The organism is Rhizobium vallis (assembly GCF_003985155.1).
Classification (GTDB): Bacteria; Pseudomonadota; Alphaproteobacteria; order Rhizobiales; family Rhizobiaceae; genus Rhizobium; species Rhizobium vallis.
In genome coordinates this window covers 401,847-424,143 of the sequence record NZ_ML133687.1, presented here as the reverse complement: position 1 = coordinate 424,143, position 22,297 = coordinate 401,847, and the positions used below count along the sequence as shown (strand labels likewise).

Annotated in this window: 23 protein-coding genes; 12 read left to right on the top strand and 11 right to left on the bottom strand. The window is 62.2% G+C overall.

The genetic code is table 11. From position 1 onward, the window contains the following. The first annotated feature begins 27 nt into the window (after nt 1-27). On the top strand, nt 28-387 hold the full coding sequence (gene copM / locus EFQ99_RS07170; protein ID WP_126920196.1) for a CopM family metallochaperone: 360 nt from the start codon (nt 28-30) through the stop codon (nt 385-387). Nucleotides 388-444: 57 nt separating this feature from the next. Here copM and EFQ99_RS07165 read toward each other — a convergent pair whose 3' ends face one another. Further along, nucleotides 445-1,494, bottom strand: a complete 1,050-nt coding sequence (locus tag EFQ99_RS07165) for an aldo/keto reductase (RefSeq protein WP_126920194.1) — start codon at nt 1,492-1,494, stop codon at nt 445-447. Nucleotides 1,495-1,714: 220 nt separating this feature from the next. Between EFQ99_RS07165 and EFQ99_RS07160 the strand changes: the two genes are divergently transcribed. Further along, nucleotides 1,715-2,419: an HAD family hydrolase gene (locus tag EFQ99_RS07160; RefSeq protein ID WP_126920192.1), complete on the top strand. Its 705-nt coding sequence runs from the start codon at nt 1,715-1,717 to the stop codon at nt 2,417-2,419. A gap of 42 nt (nt 2,420-2,461) precedes the next feature. Here EFQ99_RS07160 and EFQ99_RS07155 read toward each other — a convergent pair whose 3' ends face one another. After that, nucleotides 2,462-2,974, bottom strand: coding sequence for a hypothetical protein (locus EFQ99_RS07155; RefSeq protein ID WP_126920190.1), 513 nt, complete (start codon nt 2,972-2,974; stop codon nt 2,462-2,464). Then, entirely contained in the window at nt 2,971-3,600 is a 630-nt protein-coding gene (locus EFQ99_RS07150) for a DNA-3-methyladenine glycosylase I (protein WP_126920188.1), read from the bottom strand. The genes EFQ99_RS07155 and EFQ99_RS07150 overlap by 4 nt, the downstream gene beginning before the upstream one ends. Nucleotides 3,601-3,847: 247 nt before the next feature. Here EFQ99_RS07150 and EFQ99_RS07145 point away from each other — a divergent pair, with 247 nt between their 5' ends. From EFQ99_RS07145 to EFQ99_RS07135, 3 genes are all read left to right on the top strand, one after another. Then, on the top strand, nt 3,848-4,597 hold the full coding sequence (locus EFQ99_RS07145; protein WP_126920186.1) for a L,D-transpeptidase: 750 nt from the start codon (nt 3,848-3,850) through the stop codon (nt 4,595-4,597). Between the two features lie 135 nt (nt 4,598-4,732). Next, nucleotides 4,733-5,425 (top strand): L,D-transpeptidase, encoded by a 693-nt coding sequence (locus EFQ99_RS07140; protein WP_125843864.1) that lies wholly within the window; start codon nt 4,733-4,735, stop codon nt 5,423-5,425. 121 nt (nt 5,426-5,546) lie between these two features. Beyond that, a complete protein-coding gene (locus EFQ99_RS07135) occupies nt 5,547-6,221 on the top strand; it encodes an outer membrane protein (protein WP_126920184.1) in 675 nt (224 codons plus the stop codon). A gap of 146 nt (nt 6,222-6,367) precedes the next feature. Here EFQ99_RS07135 and EFQ99_RS07130 read toward each other — a convergent pair whose 3' ends face one another. From EFQ99_RS07130 to EFQ99_RS07110, 4 genes are all read right to left on the bottom strand, one after another. Next, on the bottom strand, nt 6,368-6,808 hold the full coding sequence (locus EFQ99_RS07130; protein WP_126920182.1) for a hypothetical protein: 441 nt from the start codon (nt 6,806-6,808) through the stop codon (nt 6,368-6,370). A 46-nt stretch (nt 6,809-6,854) separates the two neighbouring features. After that, nucleotides 6,855-8,165: a glycolate oxidase subunit GlcF gene (gene glcF / locus EFQ99_RS07125; protein WP_126920181.1), complete on the bottom strand. Its 1,311-nt coding sequence runs from the start codon at nt 8,163-8,165 to the stop codon at nt 6,855-6,857. Between the two features lie 251 nt (nt 8,166-8,416). Further along, the gene (glcE, locus tag EFQ99_RS07115) at nt 8,417-9,616 is read right to left on the bottom strand and encodes a glycolate oxidase subunit GlcE (RefSeq protein WP_126920179.1); all 1,200 of its coding nucleotides are present in this window, start codon (nt 9,614-9,616) and stop codon (nt 8,417-8,419) included. Beyond that, the gene (locus EFQ99_RS07110; RefSeq protein WP_126920178.1) at nt 9,613-11,052 is read right to left on the bottom strand and encodes an FAD-linked oxidase C-terminal domain-containing protein; all 1,440 of its coding nucleotides are present in this window, start codon (nt 11,050-11,052) and stop codon (nt 9,613-9,615) included. The genes glcE and EFQ99_RS07110 overlap by 4 nt, the downstream gene beginning before the upstream one ends. Before the next feature lie 145 nt (nt 11,053-11,197). Between EFQ99_RS07110 and EFQ99_RS07105 the strand changes: the two genes are divergently transcribed. Continuing rightward, nucleotides 11,198-12,094: a LysR family transcriptional regulator gene (locus tag EFQ99_RS07105; protein WP_126920176.1), complete on the top strand. Its 897-nt coding sequence runs from the start codon at nt 11,198-11,200 to the stop codon at nt 12,092-12,094. A gap of 18 nt (nt 12,095-12,112) precedes the next feature. Here EFQ99_RS07105 and EFQ99_RS07100 read toward each other — a convergent pair whose 3' ends face one another. Beyond that, nucleotides 12,113-12,964 carry a LysR family transcriptional regulator gene (locus EFQ99_RS07100; protein WP_126920174.1) on the bottom strand — a complete coding sequence of 284 codons (852 nt, stop codon included), beginning with the start codon at nt 12,962-12,964 and terminating at the stop codon, nt 12,113-12,115. Between the two features lie 146 nt (nt 12,965-13,110). On the opposite strand from EFQ99_RS07100, the gene EFQ99_RS07095 reads away from it, so the two are divergent. Then, nucleotides 13,111-14,106, top strand: a complete 996-nt coding sequence (locus EFQ99_RS07095; protein ID WP_126920172.1) for a zinc-dependent alcohol dehydrogenase family protein — start codon at nt 13,111-13,113, stop codon at nt 14,104-14,106. 2 nt (nt 14,107-14,108) lie between these two features. Here EFQ99_RS07095 and EFQ99_RS07090 read toward each other — a convergent pair whose 3' ends face one another. Then, nucleotides 14,109-15,266 carry an adenosylhomocysteinase gene (locus tag EFQ99_RS07090; protein ID WP_126920170.1) on the bottom strand — a complete coding sequence of 386 codons (1,158 nt, stop codon included), beginning with the start codon at nt 15,264-15,266 and terminating at the stop codon, nt 14,109-14,111. Between the two features lie 97 nt (nt 15,267-15,363). Then, nucleotides 15,364-16,242, bottom strand: coding sequence for a LysR substrate-binding domain-containing protein (locus tag EFQ99_RS07085; RefSeq protein WP_208722726.1), 879 nt, complete (start codon nt 16,240-16,242; stop codon nt 15,364-15,366). 263 nt (nt 16,243-16,505) lie between these two features. On the opposite strand from EFQ99_RS07085, the gene EFQ99_RS07080 reads away from it, so the two are divergent. From EFQ99_RS07080 to EFQ99_RS07060, 5 genes are all read left to right on the top strand, one after another. Beyond that, entirely contained in the window at nt 16,506-17,036 is a 531-nt protein-coding gene (locus tag EFQ99_RS07080; RefSeq protein ID WP_126920166.1) for an NUDIX hydrolase, read from the top strand. Between the two features lie 63 nt (nt 17,037-17,099). Continuing rightward, nucleotides 17,100-18,596 (top strand): inorganic phosphate transporter, encoded by a 1,497-nt coding sequence (locus EFQ99_RS07075; RefSeq protein ID WP_126920164.1) that lies wholly within the window; start codon nt 17,100-17,102, stop codon nt 18,594-18,596. Between the two features lie 16 nt (nt 18,597-18,612). Continuing rightward, on the top strand, nt 18,613-19,350 hold the full coding sequence (locus tag EFQ99_RS07070; RefSeq protein WP_126920162.1) for a 16S rRNA (uracil(1498)-N(3))-methyltransferase: 738 nt from the start codon (nt 18,613-18,615) through the stop codon (nt 19,348-19,350). Nucleotides 19,351-19,497: 147 nt separating this feature from the next. Then, entirely contained in the window at nt 19,498-20,871 is a 1,374-nt protein-coding gene (locus tag EFQ99_RS07065; RefSeq protein WP_126920160.1) for a glutamate--cysteine ligase, read from the top strand. Nucleotides 20,872-21,028: 157 nt separating this feature from the next. Further along, on the top strand, nt 21,029-21,895 hold the full coding sequence (locus EFQ99_RS07060; protein ID WP_126920158.1) for a DUF937 domain-containing protein: 867 nt from the start codon (nt 21,029-21,031) through the stop codon (nt 21,893-21,895). An 88-nt stretch (nt 21,896-21,983) separates the two neighbouring features. Here the strand turns inward: EFQ99_RS07060 and EFQ99_RS07055 are convergent, their stop codons facing one another. After that, a complete protein-coding gene (locus EFQ99_RS07055; protein ID WP_126920156.1) occupies nt 21,984-22,286 on the bottom strand; it encodes a YjiS-like domain-containing protein in 303 nt (100 codons plus the stop codon). Between the last annotated feature and the right edge of the window lie 11 nt (nt 22,287-22,297).

The window sequence follows — 22,297 nt, the reverse complement described above, 5'->3', positions numbered from 1 at the left end:
TATTGTCAGACAGAGGAAGGAACTCTCATGTCTCTGAAAATCATCGCTTTATCCGCAATGCTCGCCATCGTTGCCACCCCCGTCCTTGCCGAAGACAAGCCGATGGACATGAGCAAGCCGATGGGCAACCACGAAGCCTCCAGCCACGCCTTCAGCGAGGCGAACGACAAGATGCATAAGGATATGATGATCAAGTATAGCGGGGATGCCGACGTGGATTTCGTCCGCGGGATGATCCCTCATCATCAGGGCGCGATCGACATGGCGAAAGTCGAGCTTCAATACGGAAAGGATCCCGAAATCCGCAAGCTCGCCGAAGGCGTGATCAAAGCGCAGGAAGCGGAGATCGCCGAGATGAACGCCTGGCTCAAGGCGCACGGCAAGTAATCGGCCTTTCAAAAAAAGAGAACGCCGGATATCTCCGGCGTTCTGCAACAGTTTTGCTCAATCCTTCGGTTCGAAGTCGGCCGGGCGGCGGCCCGCACCCTGCCGCGCCAGCATCCAGCCCGGGTATTCGGGTGCAAGTGCGCTCACCTCGTCGAGCCTCGTCATATCGTTCTCATCGAGCTTCAGCTTGACGGCGGCTAGGTTCTGGTCGAGCTGTTCGACGCGCTTGGCGCCGATGATGACCGACGTGACGAAGGGCTTGGCGAGGATATAGGCGAGCGCCACGGTGGCGACGCCGACGCCGTGCTTTTCGGCGATCTCGCGCATGACGGCGACGCAGGCCCAGGCCTTGTCCGTGTCGACGGGCGGGAAGTCGAAACTGGCGCGGCGGCCCTCGCCATTGCCGGGGGCGCCCGGACCATACTTGCCGGAGAGCAGACCGCCGGCAAGCGGCGACCAGACCATCAGGCCGAGTTTCTCCTCCTGCATCATCGGCACGATATCGCGCTCGAGATCACGGCCGGCGATCGAATAATAGGCCTGCACACTCTCGAACCGGGCGAACCCGCGGCGTTCGGAGAGGCCGAGCGCCTTGGAAATGCGCCAGGCCTGCCAGTTGGAAACGCCGATATAACGCACGAGACCGCGGGAGACGAGATCGTCGAAGGCGCGCAGTGTTTCCTCGATCGGCGTCACCGTATCGGTCGCATGGATCTGATAGAGGTCGATGTGATCGGTCTGCAGCCGCTTGAGACTCGCCTCGACGGAATCCATGATATGGCCACGCGAGGCGCCGCGGTCGTTCGGCTTGTCGCCCATGACGCCATAAACCTTGGTGGCGATGACGACGTCTTTGCGTGGCACGTCGAGGTTCTTCAGCGCCTGGCCGAGCAACCTTTCGGATTCGCCGACGGAGTAAACATCGGCCGTGTCGATGAAGTTGACGCCAGCGGCGAGCGAGCGCTCGACGATCCGGTCGGCGGCATTCTGGTCGACATCGGCGATGGCGCCCCAGAGGTTGCCTTGCTTGGCTTCGCCGAAGGTCATGGTGCCCAGGCAGATTTCCGAGACGAAAAGTCCCGTATTTCCGAGTTGATTGTAACGCATGGTCGAAAAATTCCTTTGTGTGTGCCGCAAGGGGGCTTGCGAACTCAAGAACTTCATTTTTTGATTATTGGCCTGCGCGTGACAGGCACAGCCGTGGCTGGCTGCAGGGTGAGGCGAGTTTCATGTAGTGCGGCGGCAGCGCTTTTCAACGCCGCCCGGATGCCCTTGTCTCGACACAGGCAGCCGATAGATTGCCGGCCATATTTCAAGAGGTGCGCATATGACGACGCGACCACTGACCACGATCGGCTTCGATGCCGACGACACGCTCTGGCAAAACGAACAATATTACCGATTGACCGAAGAGCATTTCACCAGGCTCCTTGCCGATTTCGCCGAGGGGCCGAAGATTTCCGAGCGGCTGCTGGAAGCCGAGAAGCGCAACCTTCGCCACTACGGCTTCGGCATCAAAGGCTTCACGCTGTCGATGATCGAGACGGCGATCGAGATCACCGAGGGCAAGGTTCCCTCAGGCGTGATCGCCAAGATCCTCGATACCGGCCGCGATCTTCTCTCCCATCCCGTCGAGACCATGCCGCATGTGCGCGACACGCTGGAGGCGCTTGCCGGCAAATACCTGCTTGTCATGATCACCAAGGGCGATCTGTTCGATCAGGAGCGCAAGCTCGCCCAATCGGGGCTCGGCGACTTCTTTGACGCCGTCGAGATCGTCTCCGACAAGACGGCCGTCACCTACCGCCGCATCTTCGCCAAGGTCGGGGACGGGCCGGAGCGGGCGATGATGGTCGGCAATTCGCTGAAATCGGACATCGTGCCGGCAATCGCCGCCGGCAGCTACGGCGTCTTCGTGCCGCATGAACTGACCTGGGTGCTGGAACATGTCGACGAGCCGAAGGAGGCGCCGCGCTTCCGCAAGATCGATCACCTCGGTGAATTGCGCGACCTGATCGATCGGCTCGCATAGGCCGGGACGCGCTGGTTCAGGTCGCGCTTTCGCGCTCCCGGCTCATTGCGGCTTGGCAGGCGCCTTCGGAAACAACGACGGGCGCTCCGGCTCGGCCGGCTTTTGCGGCGGCTGCGGGGCCGCCGCCAAGGGCTCGATCAGGATGCTGAAGGGAGCGCCAAGGCCGCGGCGCGGCGAGACCTTGGAATAATAGGGGCGCAACAGCCAGGTCGTATTTTCCTTGACCGTCGTCTCGAAGCTCATGCCGTCCTCGTCGGTGCCGAAAAAGGCCTCGTCATCCGGTCTAGACAGGTCGAAGATCGCCAGGAAGGCGAATTTGCTCTTTGTGGCAAAGCTGATCTTCATGTGCTGTCCGGCGTGTACCGGCAGCGTATAGACGTGGCTGTTGCCGAACTTCGTCCAGCCCTTGAGTTGCATGGTGACAGCCGGGAACTGCAGTTTTTCCAGCTTCTCGCCGGGATCGAGCTGCGGCGTCTGCGCCATGGCAGGGGCGGCCAGGAGGAACAGGGCGGCGGCGGCAGCGGCGAATATTGTTCTCACGGATAGATCTTTCATGGGCGAACCAGGACAGCGCGCATCGCCTCCACCTCGGGCCGGCAGTAACAGCCCTCCAGATGATCGTTGACGAGGCCCATCGCCTGCATGAAGGCATAAACTGTGGTCGGACCGACAAAGGTCCAGCCGCGTTTCTTCAGATCCTTGGAAATGATCACCGATGTCGGGGTCGTCGGATTGGCGACGATGTGATCGCGGTCGACCACGACGGGCCGTTCGTTGTGGCCGGGTTCGTAACGCCAGAAATAATGGGCGAGCGAGCCGAATTCGTCCCGGAGCGAGATTGCGCGCCTGGCGTTGTTGATGGTGGAGACGATCTTGCCGCGGTGGCGGATGATGCCTGCATCGGCCAGGCAGCGCGCGACATCGTCCTCACCGAAAAGGGCGACCTTCTCGAAGTCGAAGCCTGAGAAGGCGGCGCGGAAATTCTCCCGCTTGCGCAGGATCGTCAGCCAGGAAAGACCGGACTGGAAGCCTTCGAGGCAGATCTTCTCGAAAAGGCGGATGTCATCGGTGACAGGGCGGCCCCATTCCTCGTCATGATAGCGGAGATAGTCGGGCAGATTGGCGTGCCAGTGGCAGCGGCTCCTGCCATCCTCGCCGATGATGATGCCTGTCGCGCTCATATCCGCTTCATTCTTTGGGGTTTGCTTCGTTCTCTGCTCATGATTCCGGCTTTACCATTTGCAAACCGTCTTTCCAAACCGAACGGTAACCCTGACGAAAAGTTTATCCGGTCGCTCGGCTTTTCATGAATCGATCTTTACCATTCGCTGGCGGATAGGGTGGCAGCGTCTTTGCAGGCGGAACATCTCCGCCGGGGGCGGAAATGCTCCGCCAGCCATTTTCGGTCATTTGTAGAGAGTTCGTCCGATGATGAAACAGCTTGTCCTTGCCGCAACCCTCGTCGGCATCTTCTCCACGACGGCCATTGCGGACGACCGCTACGCCACCCGTCCGCCTGTCGTGCTCAGCCCCGATTTGACCGCGCCATGGATCAACCAGCTCGGCGGCGGCACGGTTCGTCCCGTCGTCTACCAGCGTCCGGTCGTCCAGCCGCAGCAGCGCGGCCTTTTTCAGCGCCGGATCATCCGCCAGGCGCCGCAGGTTGCGCCGCAGACCGTTTCTGCGATCAATCCCGGCATACCGGCGATCCGCCATCCGATCGAACCGCAATTCCTGCCGCAGATGGTCGACTACGCTACGCAGGAAAAACCCGGCACGATCGTCATCGACACCAACAACCGCTTCCTCTATCTGGTGATGGAAGGCGGCAAGGCGCGGCGCTACGGGGTCGGCGTCGGCAAGCCGGGCTTCGAATGGGCTGGCGCCCACACGATCACCCGCAAGACAGAATGGCCGGACTGGACGCCACCTTCCGAAATGGTCAGCCGCGAGGCCGCCAAGGGCCACTATCTGCCGGCGCGCATGGACGGCGGCCCGGAAAACCCGCTCGGCGCACGCGCCATGTATCTTGGCTCGACGCTCTATCGCATCCACGGCACCAACGCGCCATGGTCGATCGGCAGCGCCGTTTCCTCCGGCTGCATTCGCCTGCGCAATGAAGATGTCGTCGATCTCTATGATCGCGTCAGCGTCGGGACCCGCGTCATCGTCATGTAACGACGGCGCTGTATTTCGGGAGCCGCAAGAACAAGCGGCTCCTTTCCCCAAAAAAGCTGTATCCGTCAGCACCGATCTTGAATCGGGCAGAAGTTCATGTAGCTTCGAGCGGATTTTGCTTGAGGGGAATCGACCATGATCAAATTGATGCCAGGTCTGGCTGCGGCCGGACTTGTCCTGTCCTTGATGTCTGCGTCCGCCTTTGCCGCACCCGCCGGCTCCACTCCCGACAACGCACAGCGCCCGGCGCAGATCGTGCGTGTGGCGCAGATGCCGAAATATGTGAAGCCGGAGTTCAAGCGCAAGAAAGTGCGCCTGGTGACGACGGAAGTTGCCGGCACCGTCATCATCGACACCAACAACAAGTATCTCTACCTCGTCGAAGGCAACAACCGGGCCACCCGCTACGGCATCGGCGTCGGCCGCGACGGCTTCGGCTGGTCGGGTGTCGTCAAGATCGGCCGGAAGGCCGAATGGCCGGACTGGACGCCGCCGTCCGAGATGCGCCGACGCGAAGCCGCCAAGGGGCACATCATCCCCGCTTTCCAGGAGGGCGGCGAGGACAATCCTCTCGGCGCGCGCGCCATGTATCTCTACCAGGGCGGCCGCGACACCATCTTCCGTATCCACGGCACCAACCAGCCCTGGACGATCGGCCTCAACATGTCTTCCGGCTGCATCCGGATGATGAACGCTGACGTGACGCATCTTTACGACCGCGCGCCTGTTGGCACCAAGGTGATCGTCATCGGCCCTGGCAACAAGCAGGGCAAGGTTGCCTTCGAGGACAAAGGCATCGACGTGCTGCGCACGCTGTTCGGCGGCTGAGCAACACTTTAGAAAAAAACGAAAGGTGCCATTCGAGGCACCTTTTGTTTTGCTTAGACTTTGCGGCGGAAAACTGGCAAACCTGCCTCAGAGTCGACATAATGCAATTTGGGGTTATTCAATGACGTCTGCGCTGCGCTCCTCCGCTTCGCTTCTTGCGGGCATCGCGTTTTTCACAATCTGTTCGGCAGCCTCGGCTTCGGCTGAAGATCTGGAATTCTCCATTTACGGCGGCTACCAGACCGCGCCGCATAGCGGCGTCGATCTTTCCGACGGCACGCATTTCACCGCCGGCTGGGAGGGTAAGTCCTTCGGCAGCCCGCCTTATTACGGCGGCCGCGTCACCTGGTGGCTCGAAAACTTCAACAAGCCGAACTGGGGTATCTCGCTCGATTACACCCATGACAAGGTCTATGCCGACGACGACACGCTCGAGAAGACCGGCTGGTCGCACTTCGAATTCACCGACGGCCTGAACCTGCTCACCGTGAACGGTCTCTATCGCTTCCAGGATCCGACCCGCCGCTGGACGCCTTATCTCGGCGCCGGTGTCGGCGTAAACATTCCGCATGTCGAAGTGATTCGCCCCGAAGGCAAGACCTGGGCCTATGAATTCGGCGGCGTGACGCTGCAGGCTCAGGCCGGCGTCGACTTCAAGGTCACCGACCGCTGGTCGACCTTCGTCGAATACAAGGGCACCTATTCGCGCATCGACGTTCCGATCGATAGCGGCGTGGACCTGAAGACCAACATCTTCACGAATGCCGTCAACGTCGGCGTATCGTTCCACTGGTAATAGAACAATCGAAAGAAAGCGCCGCGTATCCGATGGGATGCGCGGCGCTTTTTTGTTATTGAATTCCGATTTCGCGATTGTTCGCTCGGCGGCGCACGCCTTCTCAGAGGTGCAAAGGACGCTGCAACATCTGAATTGCCGCTGCGCTATTTCGCGCCGCAGCTGACTTTGCCCTCGACGGCGTAGGGTTTGCTGCCGCCTTCGATCGTCAGGGAATAGGTGCCGCTGAAATTTGCCGCCGGCTTGCCGCGCTCGCCGGCGACCACCACCAGATCCAGCGTCAGGCCACCAGTATCGTCGCCGCCGGGATCGAAGACCTCCAGGAGCAGATCGCCGTCGCGCGACCAGTGGTTGGTCAGCTCCCCCGATTCGAAAACACGTTTTCCAAAGACCGCCGACTGGCTCGGATCCTTGACGGCCAATGCCCCGCGGAAATGGTTGAGGCGATGGCCGGCGTTGCTATCGAAACCGCTTTCGACCGTGAAGCGCGCTTCCTTGTCATCGGCGGAACAGAAAATGCGACTATCCGCATGGGCGATGCCTGCCGTGCCGAGCAGTCCCGCAAGCACAATCATTCCACGCCACATCGCCTAAACTCTCCCGAGAGCGGCCCCGACGGGGGCTTCGCAGGCCTCAGACTAAGGGCAAACCTGTTAATTTTTCTGGCACAGCGCCGCCATAGGCCCAATCGAGAAGCTCGACCGTATGCAGGATCGGAATGCCGGTGCCAGTGGCGATCTGGGTGATGCAGCCGATGTTGCCCGTGGCGATGATATCGGCCTTGGTGGCCTCGATGTTTTTCACCTTGCGCGCCTTCAGCGCTGCCGAGATCTCCGGCTGCATGATGTTGTAGGTGCCGGCGGAGCCGCAGCAGAGATGGCCTTCGGCGGGATCGCGCACCGTAAAGCCCGCTGCCTTCAGCAATTGCTTCGGCGCCAGCGTGATCCGCTGGCCGTGCTGCATGGAACAGGCGGAATGATAGGCGACCGTGATGCCCTTCGGCATATGCGCGGGCAGGTCGAGCGTCGCCAGATATTCGGTGACGTCCTTGGCGAGCGCCGAAACCGCCGCCGCCTTTGCTGCATAAGCGGGATCGAGGCGCAGCATGTGGCCGTAATCCTTGATCGTCGTGCCGCAGCCCGAGGCGGTGATGATAATCGCGTCGAGGCCCTCGCCCTCGATCTCACGCGTCCAGATATCGACATTGGCGCGAGCGCTGGCAAGCGCCTGCTCGGCGCGGCCCATGTGATGGACCAGCGAACCGCAACAGACCTCACCTTCCGGCACCACGACCTCGACCCCGAGCCGCGTCAGCAGCCGGATCGCCGCCGCGTTGATCCCAGGATCGAGCACCGGCTGGGCGCAGCCTGTCAAGATGGCCACGCGGCCGCGCCGTTCCGCCTGGGGCGGATGGCTGCCGGGTTTTGCGAAAGCCGAAGCGGCGGGGATGCGGCGCGGCGCCAGCGCCAGCATGGCGGCAAAAGGCTTCAGCGCCGCACCCCGCATCAGGCCGGCGAAGGGCCGGCCGAGGCGGGCGAGATTGAGCGCTAGGCGGAAACGGCCGGGATAGGGCAGCACGGCGGCAAGGATGGCGCGTGTCATCCGGTTCATGAGCGGGCGCTTGTAGGTCTTTTCGATATGGGCGCGGGCGTGATCGACCAGATGCATGTAGTCGACGCCCGAGGGACAGGTGGTGACGCAGGCAAGGCAGGAGAGACAGCGGTCGATATGGGTGACGACCTCGGCATCAGCCGGCCGGCCGTTTTCCAGCATATCCTTGATCAGATAGATGCGGCCGCGCGGGCTGTCGAGCTCGTTACCGAGCGTCACATAGGTCGGACAGGTGGCGGTGCAGAAACCGCAATGGACGCATTTGCGCAGGATCTGCTCTGATTCGGCGACATCAGGATCGGCGAGCTGGGCGGGGGTAAAATTGGTTTGCATCTAGCGGCGCCTCCACTCTGGGAGGATATCGCGGGTCGTGCTTGGGGTACCCCCCTCTGTCCTGCCGGACATCTCCCCCACAAGGGGGGAGATCGGATGGGGGCGATGGCTTCCCCAAACAACTAAGGTACTGTGACTTCGGGACGGGAGATAGAAAGCGGTGGTCCAACCTCTTGCCGATCTCCCCCCTTGTGGGGGAGATGTCCGGCGGGACAGAGGGGGGTAAACCGCACACAGACTCATCTTCGCCCTCACCCCATCTTCCCCGGATTGAATATGCCGGCCGGATCAAACTTCTCCTTTACCCGCCGCGACAGCATCGCCACTGCCTCAGGCTCCGGATGGAAGGCTGACGTGACCGCCCTCGCCTCAGCCGATGCACGGATCAGCGTCGCGTGGCCGCCGCCGAGCGCCTTGATGTAGCGGCGCACCAGTTCGGCTTCCGGGCCGGCCTCCATACGCAACCAGACGAGGCCGCCCTGCCAGTCGTAGAAGGCGTCGACACCGGCTTCGAGGCGTAGGGCAGCGACCAGCTGATGGCCGGTACCGGGGGCGACCGAGACGCGCCAGACCGGCCGAAGGGTACCATCGGCGTAAGGCAACACATCGCGGATCTCCTGCCAGAGCCTGCGGCTTTCCGGCTGCTCCAGTCTGGTGACGGTCGCAAACGTCGACATCGCCGCCGCAAGCTTTTCAACGCGCACGTCGACCGAGCCCGGCAGGCCCTCGATACGCAAGACCGTCGCCTCGCCTTCCGGCAGTTTGCCGCCAAGAAATTTCCACGTCACCGTCAGCGGCAGATGAGCGGCACCCGAGACCTCCACCGGCAGTGCCATCGCCGCCGCCATGGCGTTTGCCGCTTCAGCGTCGTTGAGGCCCGACAGAGCCACAGTGCACTCCGTCTTCGGGCGCGGCGGCACGCGGAAGGTGACTTCGGTGAGGAAACCCAGCGTGCCATACGAGCCGGCGATCAGCTTGACGAGATCGAGACCTGTGACATTCTTCATCACCCGGCCGCCGGCCTTGATGACTTCCCCCTTGCCGTTGATGAAGCGTACACCGAGCAGGCTGTCGCGAGCAGCGCCCGCGATGAGGCGGCGCGGGCCGGAAACATTGGCGGCGAAGACGCCACCGATCGTCGGCTCGCCCGACCTGCCCATGACCGGGCGATGATCCATCGGCTCGAAGGCAAGCATCTGGCCAGCTTCGGACAGCGCCGCCTCGACCTCGGCAAGCGGCGTCCCCGAGCGGACTGTCATGACCATCTCGCCGGGATTGTAGGCGACGATGCCGGAAAGCCTGGTCGATCGCAGCCGGTCTTCGGCGGCAACAACATTGCCGAAACCCGAGCGCGTATCGCCGCCACAGATGGCGAGCGGCCGGTTCGTCTCCACATGTGCGCGAACGATCGCCGCCGCCTGTTCTTCGCTCGTCGGCATCAGATCGATCATACGGCGGGGCGCCCTTCGAGCGGGAAGACCTTCGACGGGTTGAGAATCCAGCCGGGATCGAAGGCGGCGCGCGCCGCCATCTGCTGGGCGAGATCGGCCTCGGAATATTGATGCCGCATCAGGTCACGCTTCTCGATGCCGACGCCATGTTCGCCGGTCAGGCAGCCGCCGGCGTCGACGCAGAGTTTCAGGATGTCGTTGCCGGCCGCTTCAGCGCGGGCGGCATCTTCGGGATCGTTGGCATTGAAGAGGATCAGCGGGTGCATGTTGCCGTCACCGGCGTGGAAGACGTTGGCGACGCGCAGGCCGTAATGATCGACAATCTCGGCGGTCCGCTTCAGCACGTGGGAGAGTTGGCTGAGCGGCACGGTGCCGTCCATGCAGATATAGTCGGCGATACGGCCGGTGGCGCCGAAGGCGGATTTGCGGCCCTTCCAGATCAGCGCCGCCTCAGTTGCCGACTGGCATTCGCGCACGGTCTTGACGGCGTGCCGGCGGGCGATCTCGACGATGTCCTTCAGCGTGGCATCCATCTCCGCTTCCGAACCCTCGACCTCGACGATCAGCAGCGCGCCGACATCGAGGGGATAGCCGGCATGGGCGAAAGCCTCGCAGATCTCGATCGCCGGCTTGTCCATGAATTCGATCGCAACGGGGATGATGCCGGCAGCGATGACATCGGCGACACAGGAGCCGGCCTCTTCCGAAGTTTCGAAACCGAAGAGCACGGGGCGCGCGCCTTCCGGCTTGGCGATCAGCCGCACCGTCGCCTCGGTGACGATGCCGAGCTGGCCCTCATGACCGCAGACGAGGCCGAGCAGATCGTAGCCCGGCGCGTCCAGCGCCTTGCCGCCGAGCTCAATCACCGTGCCGTCAACCAGCACCATCCTGACACCGAGCAGATTGTTGGTCGTAACCCCGTATTTCAGACAGTGGGCGCCGCCGGAATTCATGCCGATATTGCCGCCGATAGTACAGGCGAGCTGTGAACTCGGGTCAGGTGCATAGAAAAAACCGTCCGCGGAAACGGCTTCGGAAATGTTGAGATTGGTGACACCAGCCTGAACGACGGCGACCCGGTTCGGCAAATCGATGTCGAGGATGGCGTTCATCTTCGACAGGCCGAGCACGACGGCATCCTCCTGCGGAATGGCGCCGCCGGAGAGCGAGGTGCCGGCGCCGCGTGGCACGACGGGAATACCGTAGCGGTGGCAATAGCGCATGATCGCCGAAACCTCGGCCGTCCTGCGCGGGAGCGCGACGGCGAGCGGCAGGCGACGATAGGAAACGAAGGCATCGGTCTCGAACGGAACCAGCTCGCGGGCCTCATGAACCAGGCATTCCGGCGGCAGGAGGTCGGTGAGATCGGCGACGATCTGAGCGCGACGCGCCAGGACATCGGCGCGCGGAGCGAGAAACGAAATCGCGTCGGACATAGCGTTCTCCCTGGCCATGACAACGGAAAATGACAGCGGGAACCGGCCCGCAAACCTCCCCGCCGGAGACAATCGGCTTAGCACTTTCCCGAAAGTGGCGCAAATGCTAAGCACTTATGCCTAAAGGGGAAAAAGTCGCAACCTCATGACCAATCTGGGTGATCTCGAAATCTTCGCCAAGGTCGTCGCAACAGGAAGCATGTCACTTGCCGGACGTGCACTCGGCTTTTCCCCGGCCGTCATCTCCAAGCGGATCAAGCGGCTGGAGGACCGGCTCGGAACGCGGCTGCTGCAGCGCACCACGCGGCAGATTTCGCTGACGGAAGCCGGACAGGGCTTCTATGATCGTGTTCTCGGCATTCTCGCCGGCTTGGAAGAAGCCGAATTCTATATTTCCGGCCGATCGGCGCAGATGCACGGCACGCTGAAGATCTCGGCGCCCACCTCTTTCGGACGCATGCATATCGCGCCGCATCTGAAGGCGTTCATGGAGGCGCATCCGGCGCTTACGATCAACCTGGTGCTGACCGACGAATTCTCCGACATCGTCGGCGGCGGCTTCGATCTGGCCATCCGCATCGCGGAGCTTACCGATTCAAGCCTCGTCGCCCGCCGGCTGGCGCCGGTGCGCCGGCTGCTCTGCGCCTCACCGGATTACCTTGCCGCCCATGGCGAGCCGGAGCATATCGACGAGTTGAAGCACCATCGCTGCCTGCCGGCGCACAACAACGACACCTGGCGGCTGGATGGGCCCGACGGCGCGCTGAGTCTCAGGCCGGAGGGCATGCTGATTACCAACTCCAGTGAGGTGATCCGGGAAGCAGTGATCGCCGGCCTTGGGATTGCGCTGCGCTCCACCTGGGATATCGGCGAAGAGCTCAAGGCGGGCCGGCTGGTGCAGGTACTGCCGGCCTATGAGGGCTCGCACAATGTCGCGCTGTCGGCCGTCTATCCCAGCCGGCAGTTCCTGCCAGCGAAAGTGCGGCTGTTCATCGACTATCTGGCAGAGCTTTACGGTCCGATCCCCTATTGGGAGCGGTAGGGGCAGACGTCGACCGATTCAGTGCGCCAGCCTCTCGATGACGAGATCCAGCAGGGCTCGCAGCCGCGACAGGCGCTTCATATCGCGATGATAGCCGACCCAGGTGTCCCGGCCGGGCGGCGCTTCGCCGAAATCGACCAGTTCGATGGCCGCAAGGGAATCGCCGAGCGGCCGCGGCAGGACGGCAAGTCCGGCTCCGTTGGCGCAGAGCGTGGCCTGCACATCGCGGTTGTTGCTGCGCATGACGATTTCAGCCTGTGGCAGCATGCGTTTCAACCAGCCGACATCCGGCATGCCGCCGAAAGCCTCATCCATGGTGACGAGACGCGCGCCCGTGCCGTCGCCTGCCTGCGGGTGCGGCGCACCGCGGCTGATGTAAAGGCCATATTCGATATGGATGAGCTTGCGCGATATGACTTCCGTCTCCGTGAAGGGCGCGATGCGAAAGACCAGATCGGCTTCGCGCCGCGACAGGCTGAGATGCCGGCTGTCGGTCAATAGTTCGACCACGACCTTCGGATAGGCCAGCGAGAATTCCGCCAGCACCGGCGAAAGCACATGCGCGCCGAACCAGTCGGATGAGGACAGCCTGAGGAACCCATCGAGTTGACGACTGCCGCCGGCAAGCGTGCGCTCCATAGCCAGCGCTTCCTCCTCGATGCGCTCGGCGCTAGCAAGCACGGACGCACCTTCATCGGTCAGCACAAAGCCATCGGCAGTGCGCTGAAAAAGCGTCTGGCCGAGAACTGCCTCAAGCGCACGCAGGCGCCGGCCCATCGTCGGCTGCGTCAGGCCGAGGCTGCGCGCCGCGGCCCCCAGTGTGCCGAAGCGCGCGATCGCCAGAAACAGTTTCAGGTCGCTCCATTCCACCGTCGTATCTGCCAAACAAAAATGCATGGATTTCAGTCACTATCTTTTGTTTTCATTCGAATTTCAATGAGCCATCTTTCTTCAGGACAAACAATCATTGCAGGCGCCCCATAACAGGCGCGGCAAGGCGAACAAAGGAGAGTTCCATGTCTGCACGATCAACGATGAAGGCGCTGCTGGCGGAATCGCCGAATTCGCCACTGCGCATCGCCGATATTGCAAAGCCGGTGCCTGGCGATGGCCAAGTCCTGGTGCGCATCAAGGCAAGCGGGGTCAATCCGCTCGATACCAAGATCCGGGCCGGCAAAGCCGCCCATGCCCGTCATCCGCTTCCCGCCATTCTCGGCATCGATATGGCGGGTGTTGTCGAAGAAATCGGAATAGGCGTCAGCGGCTTCCGCCGCGGCGACGAGGTCTATGGCATGACGGGAGGGGTCGGCGGCATTCAGGGATCGCTTGCAGAATTCGCTGCCGTCGACGCAGCACTGCTTGCGCCAAAGCCGCACAATCTTTCCATGCGCGAGGCAGCCTCCCTACCGCTGATCTCAATCACCGCCTGGGAAGGGCTGGTCGATCGCGCTCGAGTCAAGGCCGACCAGAAGGTTCTGGTGCTCGGCGGTGGCGGCGTCGGCCATATCGTCGCGCAGATCGCCAAGGCTGTCGGCGCCGAGGTCTATGCCGTCGACGGCGCCTCGAAGGCGGCTTATCTCGGCAGTCTGGGTGCCACGCCGATCGACTATACGGCAGAAACGGTGGAAGCCTATGTCGGCAGATATACCGGCGGCAGGGGTTTCGATCTGGTCTATGACACGATCGGCGCTCAAGGGCTCGACACGGCGTTTCAGGCCGTCAAACGGTTCGGCCATGTCGTGAGCTGTCTCGGCTGGGGAACTCATGCACTGGCCCCGCTTTCCGTCAAGGCCGCCAGCTATTCCGGCGTCTTCACGCTGTTGCCGCTTCTGACCGGCGAGGGACACGCCCATCACGGCGAAATCATGCGGGAGATGACGAAGCTCATCGAAGCCGGCAAGGTGATGCCGAAGCTCGACCCGCGCCGCTTCACCCTTGCCGATGCCGATACGGCGCATCAGCTGCTCGAAAATCGGCAGGCAGATGGGAAGCTCGTCGTCGAGATCAACTGATCTTAACGCGCCAGATCGAGATAGGCGTTTGCCACCATCGCATCGATATCCCTAGGCACAGGCACGATGCAGGATTCGGCGCCGGCCTCGCCTCTGGCGACACGTTCCAGGCAGCGAGCCTGGAGCGTGAAGCCGAGGTCCATCGATTCGGCGGTATTGCCGAGCGGCCGCGGGCCGGCGAGATTGGCCATATGACCGCCGCCAAGCACGTGGAAGGAGCGGCCGTCGCTCAGATGGAAAGTCTCGATATGATCTGCCTCATAGCGGTCGACGCCGGTGACGTCGGGGTGGTGGCGGAAGGCCTCGACATCGATTTCATGCGGGAAATGGCCGCCATTCATCAGGATCGCGCCGTCCTTGATGAGCGGCAGGTCGGCGGCCGTCACGATGCCGGCGAAACCGGTGACGGTGACGATGATATCGGCCGAACGGATCGCCTGGTCGCGCAGCGGCGTGACAAAACCGTCGAGATGGGCTTCGAGCGTCGTCACCGGATCGATATCGACGACGCTGACCGTGGAATAGGCATTGCGGAAACAGGTGGCCGTGCCCTTGCCGCAGGCGCCGTAACCGAACACGGTCACGCGTTTGCCATTGGTGGAGCGGTTGGTGAAGCGCAGATAGCTTTCGAACAGGCTCTGGCCGACGGCATGCCGGTTTTCGGCAAACTGCTTGATCGGGCTGTCATTGATGACAAGGATCGGCATGTTCAGGCGCTCGCGCAGCGGCAGCAGCCGGGTGCGGCCCGAGGTGGTTTCCTCGGTGCCGCCGCGGAGACTGGCATAAGGCTTTTCCGCCGCGATGGCGAAGAGATCGCCGCCATTGTCGAGCAGCAGGTCCGGCTTTTCGGCAAGGACCGCTTCGAGACTCTGATGATGAGCGGCGGGATCGGTCGTCTGGGTGGCGAAGACCGTGATGCCCCGCGAGCGCAGGAACTCGACCGTCGACGGCTGGGTGCTGTTGAGATTACCGGTGCAGACGAGACGCGCGCCGCCGGCGCGCAGCGTCATCAGCAGCGCCACCGTCTTCGGTTCGAGATGGATGCCGGTTCCGATCGACAGGCCCTCGAAGGGACGGGTGCGCTCGAATTCGGCCGCCGTCGCCCTAAGCAGCCGGCAGCTGCCGCCGATCCAGTCGATGCGGGTCGTGGTCTTTTCCATCAACTCTTCCCTATTTGCGTATCGTTCTGTTTTTAGCGGAGCAACAGCGCTGCGAATATGGAAGTAATTCTGGCGAAAGAGCAGAAAAACTGCCCTTTCAGGCCGGCATCCCGCAGCTAAGCAACCAGCCGGACAGAGCCGCAAAGGTCGGCCGTTTCGCATCCGGCGTGCGGCAGCAGAGGCTGTAACCTGACGGGCGGGAGATGAAGCCGTAGGGCGCAACCAGATCTCCGCGTTTGAGATCGTCTTCGATCGAGGCACGTGGCGCAAGCGCAATGCCAAGCCCCGAGCGGGCAGCAGCCAGCGCCAGCAGCAGATCCTCGAATTCCTGGACGCGGGAAAAGACGACGGGCGGCGTGCCGCTTTCGGCGAACCATTCGTCCCAGAGCTTCGGAACGCTGCGGCTGGCGAGCATCGTCAGCGCGCCCATCCCCGTCGGGCCCCCGGATAGTGTCGCGGCAAGCGCCGGCGTCGCGACGGGACCGAACTCGTCTTCCATGAAACGCAGGGCGGTGATCCCGGCGGCTGGCCTATATTCGCCGCCCATGATCACAGCATCCAATTCTGGGTGCATTTGCAGCGGCTCGACGACGGTCATCGGCACGATATCGACCGACATATCGCCGAGGCTTGCCTGCATATCCGCGACGCGCGGCATCAGCCACCAGACCGCGAAGGCAGAGGGCACGCCGAGCCGGATGCGGCCGGGCACCGTGCTTTCGAGCTCCAAAGCGGCTCGCTGCAGGATGTCGAAAGCCGCGCCCGCTGCGGCGGCGAAAGCGCTGGCCTGCACGGTCGGGACCAGCTTGCGGCCGTCACGCGCAAAGAGCTTGCGGCCGACGTGATTCTCCAGCGTGGCAATCTGCTGGCGCACGGCGCCGCGCACCACATTCAGCTCTTCGGCAGCCTTCAAAATGCTGCCGTGACGGCAGACGGCCTCGAAGGCGCGGATGGCATTGAGCGGGGGAAGGCGCATGGGTACCACATTCAAAAATCGCAGTGGATCACTTGATCTTGCCATTGAACGAAAGGCAAGGTCACGCCATATTGTACAGCTGTGCACTGTGACGCATTCGAAACAGGATATGACGGATTTTCCAAGCCCGCCCCGGCTTGATTTCCCTATCAATGGCGATCAAATCGCGTTTCGAATGGCCGTGCTATTTTGGATTGCGTAAGTTTTCCATGATATACTTATATGAGTGATTCCTAACGACGACTGTGAAGGTGACCCACCAATTGACTCTTTTCGCCCGACTGGCTTCCGATGTGCAACTGATGTTCCGGCGCCCGCCGCGACAGCAATACGGCGCGCTATGCTATCGGGTGAAGAAGAAGAGCGGCGAAGTCGAAGTGTTGTTGTTGACGAGCCGCGACACTGGCCGCTGGGTCATTCCCAAGGGCTGGCCGATGAACGGGAAATGCGCCCACGACGTTGCCATGCGGGAAGCTCTCGAGGAAGCCGGTGTCCGCGGCGTAGTCGAGACGGAAACACTCGGCGCCTACAGCTATCCGAAACTGTTGCGCGACGGGGTGCAGGTGATCTGCAAGGTGCAGGTCTATGCGCTCGAAGTCACCGACATGGCGAAGAACTTCAAGGAAAAAGGCGAGCGCATCATCGAATGGGTTTCATTCGACGAGGCGGCTGGGCGCGTGCGCGAACCGGAGCTTCGCGGCATCCTTCTCGCCTTCAAGCGAAAGATGGCTGACAGGGTTTCGGCCAAGGCGGCGAAACAAACTCCGGCGGCAAAGCAAATTTCAGCGAAATGAATCCTGCCATCTTGCACTGCTAGAAAAGCAGCGTAGAAGCAGATTCATTCGCTGGAATAACGAATGCCGCCACGTCCCGCAGTTCTCACGAAACGCACGCTCGACAAGGATCTCGAGAAGCTCACTCGTGCCGAGGACGTGACGAAACATGTTTTGCGATTGCTGGTGGCGCCCGGTCTCGGGCTGATTTTCGTCGGTCTCGCCATGCTCTTTGCCGGCGTCTATGTGTTCGACCGGCCGGGAGCCATGCTCGTCGTGGCCGCAGCCGCTCTTGCCGGCTACATGGCGATGAACATCGGTGCCAATGACGTCACCAACAATGTCGGCGCTGCCGTCGGCGCGCGCGCCATGACGATGGGCCAGGCGCTCGTCATTGCCGCGATTTTCGAGGTTTTGGGCGCCACGATCGCCGGCGGCGAGGTGGTCAAGACGATTTCCTCCGATATCGTCGATACCGTCCAGGTGCCGCAGGCCGCACTCGGCTGGATCATGATGGCGGCACTGATGGCGGCAGCCCTCTGGATCAACCTCGCGACCTGGATGAACGCGCCGGTTTCCACCACGCATGCGATCGTCGGCGCGGTGATCGGCGCTGGCATCGGCGCTGTCGGGCCGGAACCGGTGAACTGGCGGGTGATGCTGGAGATCACCGCGAGCTGGATTACGTCGCCGCTGATCGGCGGGCTGATCGCGGCCGGCCTCCTCTATTTCGTCAAGACCCTCATCGTCTACCGCGACGACAAGATCGAAGCGGCGCGACAGTGGGTTCCGGTGCTGGTCGCGGTGATGGCCGGCGGCTTCATGGCTTACATGGTGCTGCAACTCTCCCCCCACGGCCGGTTCTCTTCTTTCACGATCATCCTCATCGGGATCGGCATCGGGCTGGTGAGCTGGCTTGCCGCCCGACCGCTGGTGCTTGCCCAAGCGCGGGATCTCGAAAACCGCAACAGCTCGCTGCGCGTCCTGTTCCGTCTGCCGCTGATCGGTTCTGCGGCACTGCTTTCCTTCGCACATGGCGCAAACGACGTTTCGAATGCGGTCGGGCCACTTTCGGCGATCGTCCATTCGGTCGGCATCGGCGGCGACGCTGTCGGGCATCCACCGCTCTGGGTGATGCTGATCGGCGCCTTCGGCATCTCCGTCGGCCTGCTGCTTTTCGGGCCGCGTCTCATCCGCCTCGTCGGCGAGGAGATCACCAAACTCAATCCGATGCGAGCCTATTGCGTTGCTCTGTCGACCGCCTTCACCGTCATCCTCGCCTCCTGGCTCGGCCTGCCTGTTAGCACCACCCATATCGCCGTCGGCTCCGTCTTCGGCGTCGGCTTCTTCCGCGAATGGTACACCCGTCATTCCAAGCGCCGCATCGCCTATGTCAGGCGAAAGGCCGAGAGCTACGATATCGACGAACCGGCGGAGCCCAATATCCACGAGACGCGGCGGCGCTATCTCGTACGCCGCTCGCATTTCATGACGATCGCCGCCGCCTGGATCGTCACCGTGCCGGTTTCAGGAGTGCTTGCGGCGATGATTTATTGGGTTATGTTCGCGCTCTTTGTCTGAGCCCTCGGATGTCCAAATGCGCGCCAATTTCCGCATGCAACGGCTTTTCGTCGACGCACCGCTTTCCAGCGGCGCTGTCCTCGAGGCGAATGCCGACCAATTCAACTATCTCGCCCATGTGCTGAGGCTGGAGGAAGGCGCGGAGATCCTGCTCTTCAACGGCCGCGACGGCGAGTGGAAGGCAACCCTCTCCTTCCCTACACGCAAACGCATCCAGCTGACCGCAACGGAAGAGACGCGGCCGCAGCCCGCCCCCTCGGACCTGCATTATCTCTTTGCGCCGCTCAAGGTTGGCCGCCTGGATTATCTCGTGCAGAAAGCGGTCGAGATGGGCGCCGGTCTGCTGCAGCCGGTCATGACCCAGCACGTGCAGGGCAAGATCACCAATCTCGACAAACTGCGCGCCAATGTCGTCGAAGCGGCGGAGCAATGCGGCATTCTCGGCATTCCCGATGTCGCCGAGCCGGTGAGACTTCTCGACCTGCTCGACCGCTGGCCGAGCGAGCGCCGCATCATCTATTGCGACGAGGGCGATGCCGGGCAGAACCCGCTTCCGGTGCTGTCGGCGATCAGGGAAAGACATCTCGCCCTGCTCGTCGGGCCGGAGGGCGGCTTTTCGGAAGAGGAGCGTGCGCGGCTTCGAAGCCTCGATTTCGTCACCGCCATTCCGCTCGGGCCCCGCATCCTCAGGGCCGATACGGCCGCCGTTGCGGCACTCGCGGTGGTTCAGGCGGCGATCGGCGACTGGAACTAAGGTCGAAAACGGGTTGACACGGAAATGGCCGCTATTTTTTTGATGCGTCGTTGAAACAATTTCACTTGCAAGATACGCGGCTTGGGTCCTAATCACCCTTCCAATTGCCCGGCCCCCTGGGCGCCTTTTCGAATACAGGTATCCCGCATGGCCCGCGACACCACCGACCAGACACCGCTCTCTTCGGTTCAGGATCTGACCGATTATATCGCCGCGGGCAACAAGCCGCGGGAGCGCTTCCGGATCGGCACCGAACACGAGAAATTCGCCTTCTTCCGCGCCGACAACAGCCCGGTTCCCTATTTCGGCGATGCCAGCATTTCAGCTCTGCTGACCGGCCTGCAGAAGAAATGCGGCTGGGAGCCGATCACCGACGGCGGCAACATCATCGGGCTTGCCGAGCAGAACGGCATGGGCGCGATCTCGATTGAGCCCGGCGGCCAGTTCGAACTCTCCGGCGCACCGCTGGAGACGATCCACGAGACCTGCAAGGAATCGAACCAGCATCTGGCGACACTGCGCGAAATTGCCGAACCGATGGGCATCCGTTTCCTCGGCATCGGCGGCAGTCCGAAATGGACTTACGCTGAAACGCCGCAGATGCCGAAATCGCGCTATGAGATCATGACCCGCTATATGCCGAAGGTCGGCACCAAGGGTCTCGACATGATGTACCGCACCTGCACGATCCAGGTGAATCTCGACTTCTCCTCGGAAGCCGATATGCGCAAGAAAATGCGCGTCTCGATGAAGCTGCAGTCGCTGGCGACCGCCCTCTTCGCATCCTCGCCCTTCACCGAGGGCAAGCCGAACGGGCTGCTCTCCTGGCGCGGCGATATCTGGCGCGATGTCGACAACCAGCGCTCCGGCCTGCTCGACTTCACCTTCCGCGACGATTTCGGCTTCCGCGACTATGCCGAATGGGCGCTCGACGTGCCGATGTATTTCATCGTCCGCGACGGCCACTACCATGACTGTACGCATGTCACCTTCCGCCAGTTCATGAACGGCGCGTTGAAGGGCGAGGTCGCCGATCCCTCGCCGACGATGGGCGATTGGACGAACCATCTGTCCACACTCTTCCCCGACGTGCGGCTGAAGCGTTTCCTCGAAATGCGCGGCGCCGACGGCGGCCCTTGGCGGCGCATCTGTGCCCTGCCGGCCTTCTGGGTCGGCCTGCTCTACGACGATGCGGCACTCGAGGCTGCCGACGAATTGACGAAGGATTGGACCTTTGCCGAGATCAGCGCCCTGCGCAACGCCGTTCCCGCCGAAGGCTTGAGGGCTGAGTTTCGCGGGCACCCGCTCTTCGATATGGCGCGCGAGGTGATCGGCATTTCCAGAGCCGGCCTCAAGGCGCGCGGCAAGCTCAATGGCGAAGGTCAGGACGAGAGCATCTTCCTGGCGCCGCTCGAAGAGGTGCTGGCCAAGAAGGCAACACTCGCCGAGGATCTGCTGTCGCTCTATCACGGCCGCTGGAACGGCTCCGTCGAACCGGTCTTCGAGGATTATCAGTACTGAGCCCTCCCCGGGTTCCTCCTGGACAATGCCAGGGGCAAAACCGCTGAGCGGTTCGGCTGGAATCGCTTTAAGCTCTTCTGGCAAAAAGCCGTTTGCGCATTACCATTTCCGGATATAGTGACGTTACACGCGTCACGACTCGGGGAAAGGGACTTCCATGCTGCCACTCTTCGACATGATGATGCAGGCGCAGAACGGTGCGGCTATGGAAGCGGTCGCCCGGCAGTTCAACCTGGCGCAGGAACAGGCGACGAAGGCGATGGCGGCGCTGATGCCGGCTTTTTCCGCCGGCCTGAAACGCAGCACCAGCAATCCTTATGATTTTGTCGGGCTGATGCAAGCCGTCGCCTCCGGCAACTACGCGCGATATTTCGAGGATATGAGCCGGGCCTTCACCCCGGAGGGGATTTCCGACGGCAACAATATCCTTGCCCAGCTTTTCGGCTCGAAGGAGGTTTCGCGCGCGGTCGCCGCACAGGCCGCACAGATGACCGGCATCGGCCAGGATATCTACAAGCAGATGCTGCCGGTGCTGGCCGATACGCTGATGGGCGGGCTCTTCAAGCAGACGACCGGCCAGATGGCTTCCCCGGTCAATCCCTTCGTCAACACGGCGATGGGCGAAACCATCCAAAAATGGCTTGAGAGTACCGGCTTCGCGCCGAAGCCGAAGGCAGCACCCGAGCCCAGCATCTTCGACAATCCGTTCACGCAGGCGATGCAGCTGATGTTTTCGACGCCGAAGCCGCAACCGGCGGCTCAGCCGAACCCCTTCCTCGACAATCCCTTCGCCAAGGCCTTCCAGGAGATGATGGCCGGACTCGGCCAGCAGCCGGCGGCCCAGCAACCGGCATCAAAGCCGCCGGAAGCGCCGAAGGAAGAGGCGAAAGTCAATGCCGACAGCTATGCCAATATGCTGAACGCCATGTTCGACAGCGGGCTCGAAGTGCAGAAGAGCTACCAGAAGAGCCTGGAGACGATCTTCGAAACCTATCGGCCCAAGCCTCCTGAAACAAAGGCATAAAAAAACCCGGAGATGGCTTGGGAAAGCCGATCACCGGGTCAAGCGGCAGGGCTATTGGCTATCACCCTGCGGGGAAACTCGGGCGTCCCTACTCTTCGTAGGAACGCAGAAGCGACGATAGGCGCCAACGATTGCGCGCCGAGCGCGTCAGATGTTCTGACGGGTCCTCGAAGAAGGTCGACGCCAGGAACGCGGAGGTGAGGTCCGCTTTCGTGAGGCCGATATCCCTCAGCTGAGTGTCGCTCAGATCATGCAGCCTGTTGATCTCCATGCGATTGCGGAACGCGCGAAAGACGGAGGTCAGAGGTGCGAGGCCTGCCACGAGACGCTGGGAAAACGTCGGCGTAACCTTACCGCAGTCGAGTTCTAGTGTTCGGTCTGTCATGTGCATCGCACTCTCCT

Coding starts and splice junctions, on each gene's coding strand:
- EFQ99_RS07150 (WP_126920188.1), bottom strand. CDS start 3,600: ATGAGCGCGACAGGCATCATCATCGGCGAGGATGGCAGGAGCCGCTGC.
- EFQ99_RS07160 (WP_126920192.1), top strand. CDS start 1,715: ATGACGACGCGACCACTGACCACGATCGGCTTCGATGCCGACGACACG.
- EFQ99_RS07095 (WP_126920172.1), top strand. CDS start 13,111: ATGTCTGCACGATCAACGATGAAGGCGCTGCTGGCGGAATCGCCGAAT.
- EFQ99_RS07110 (WP_126920178.1), bottom strand. CDS start 11,052: ATGTCCGACGCGATTTCGTTTCTCGCTCCGCGCGCCGATGTCCTGGCG.
- EFQ99_RS07105 (WP_126920176.1), top strand. CDS start 11,198: ATGACCAATCTGGGTGATCTCGAAATCTTCGCCAAGGTCGTCGCAACA.
- EFQ99_RS07130 (WP_126920182.1), bottom strand. CDS start 6,808: ATGTGGCGTGGAATGATTGTGCTTGCGGGACTGCTCGGCACGGCAGGC.
- EFQ99_RS07075 (WP_126920164.1), top strand. CDS start 17,100: ATGCCGCCACGTCCCGCAGTTCTCACGAAACGCACGCTCGACAAGGAT.
- glcE (WP_126920179.1), bottom strand. CDS start 9,616: ATGATCGATCTGATGCCGACGAGCGAAGAACAGGCGGCGGCGATCGTT.
- EFQ99_RS07060 (WP_126920158.1), top strand. CDS start 21,029: ATGCTGCCACTCTTCGACATGATGATGCAGGCGCAGAACGGTGCGGCT.
- EFQ99_RS07140 (WP_125843864.1), top strand. CDS start 4,733: ATGATCAAATTGATGCCAGGTCTGGCTGCGGCCGGACTTGTCCTGTCC.
- EFQ99_RS07055 (WP_126920156.1), bottom strand. CDS start 22,286: ATGCACATGACAGACCGAACACTAGAACTCGACTGCGGTAAGGTTACG.
- EFQ99_RS07145 (WP_126920186.1), top strand. CDS start 3,848: ATGATGAAACAGCTTGTCCTTGCCGCAACCCTCGTCGGCATCTTCTCC.
- EFQ99_RS07065 (WP_126920160.1), top strand. CDS start 19,498: ATGGCCCGCGACACCACCGACCAGACACCGCTCTCTTCGGTTCAGGAT.
- EFQ99_RS07085 (WP_208722726.1), bottom strand. CDS start 16,242: ATGCGCCTTCCCCCGCTCAATGCCATCCGCGCCTTCGAGGCCGTCTGC.
- copM (WP_126920196.1), top strand. CDS start 28: ATGTCTCTGAAAATCATCGCTTTATCCGCAATGCTCGCCATCGTTGCC.
- EFQ99_RS07165 (WP_126920194.1), bottom strand. CDS start 1,494: ATGCGTTACAATCAACTCGGAAATACGGGACTTTTCGTCTCGGAAATC.
- EFQ99_RS07090 (WP_126920170.1), bottom strand. CDS start 15,266: ATGGAAAAGACCACGACCCGCATCGACTGGATCGGCGGCAGCTGCCGG.
- EFQ99_RS07135 (WP_126920184.1), top strand. CDS start 5,547: ATGACGTCTGCGCTGCGCTCCTCCGCTTCGCTTCTTGCGGGCATCGCG.
- EFQ99_RS07155 (WP_126920190.1), bottom strand. CDS start 2,974: ATGAAAGATCTATCCGTGAGAACAATATTCGCCGCTGCCGCCGCCGCC.
- glcF (WP_126920181.1), bottom strand. CDS start 8,165: ATGCAAACCAATTTTACCCCCGCCCAGCTCGCCGATCCTGATGTCGCC.
- EFQ99_RS07070 (WP_126920162.1), top strand. CDS start 18,613: ATGCGCGCCAATTTCCGCATGCAACGGCTTTTCGTCGACGCACCGCTT.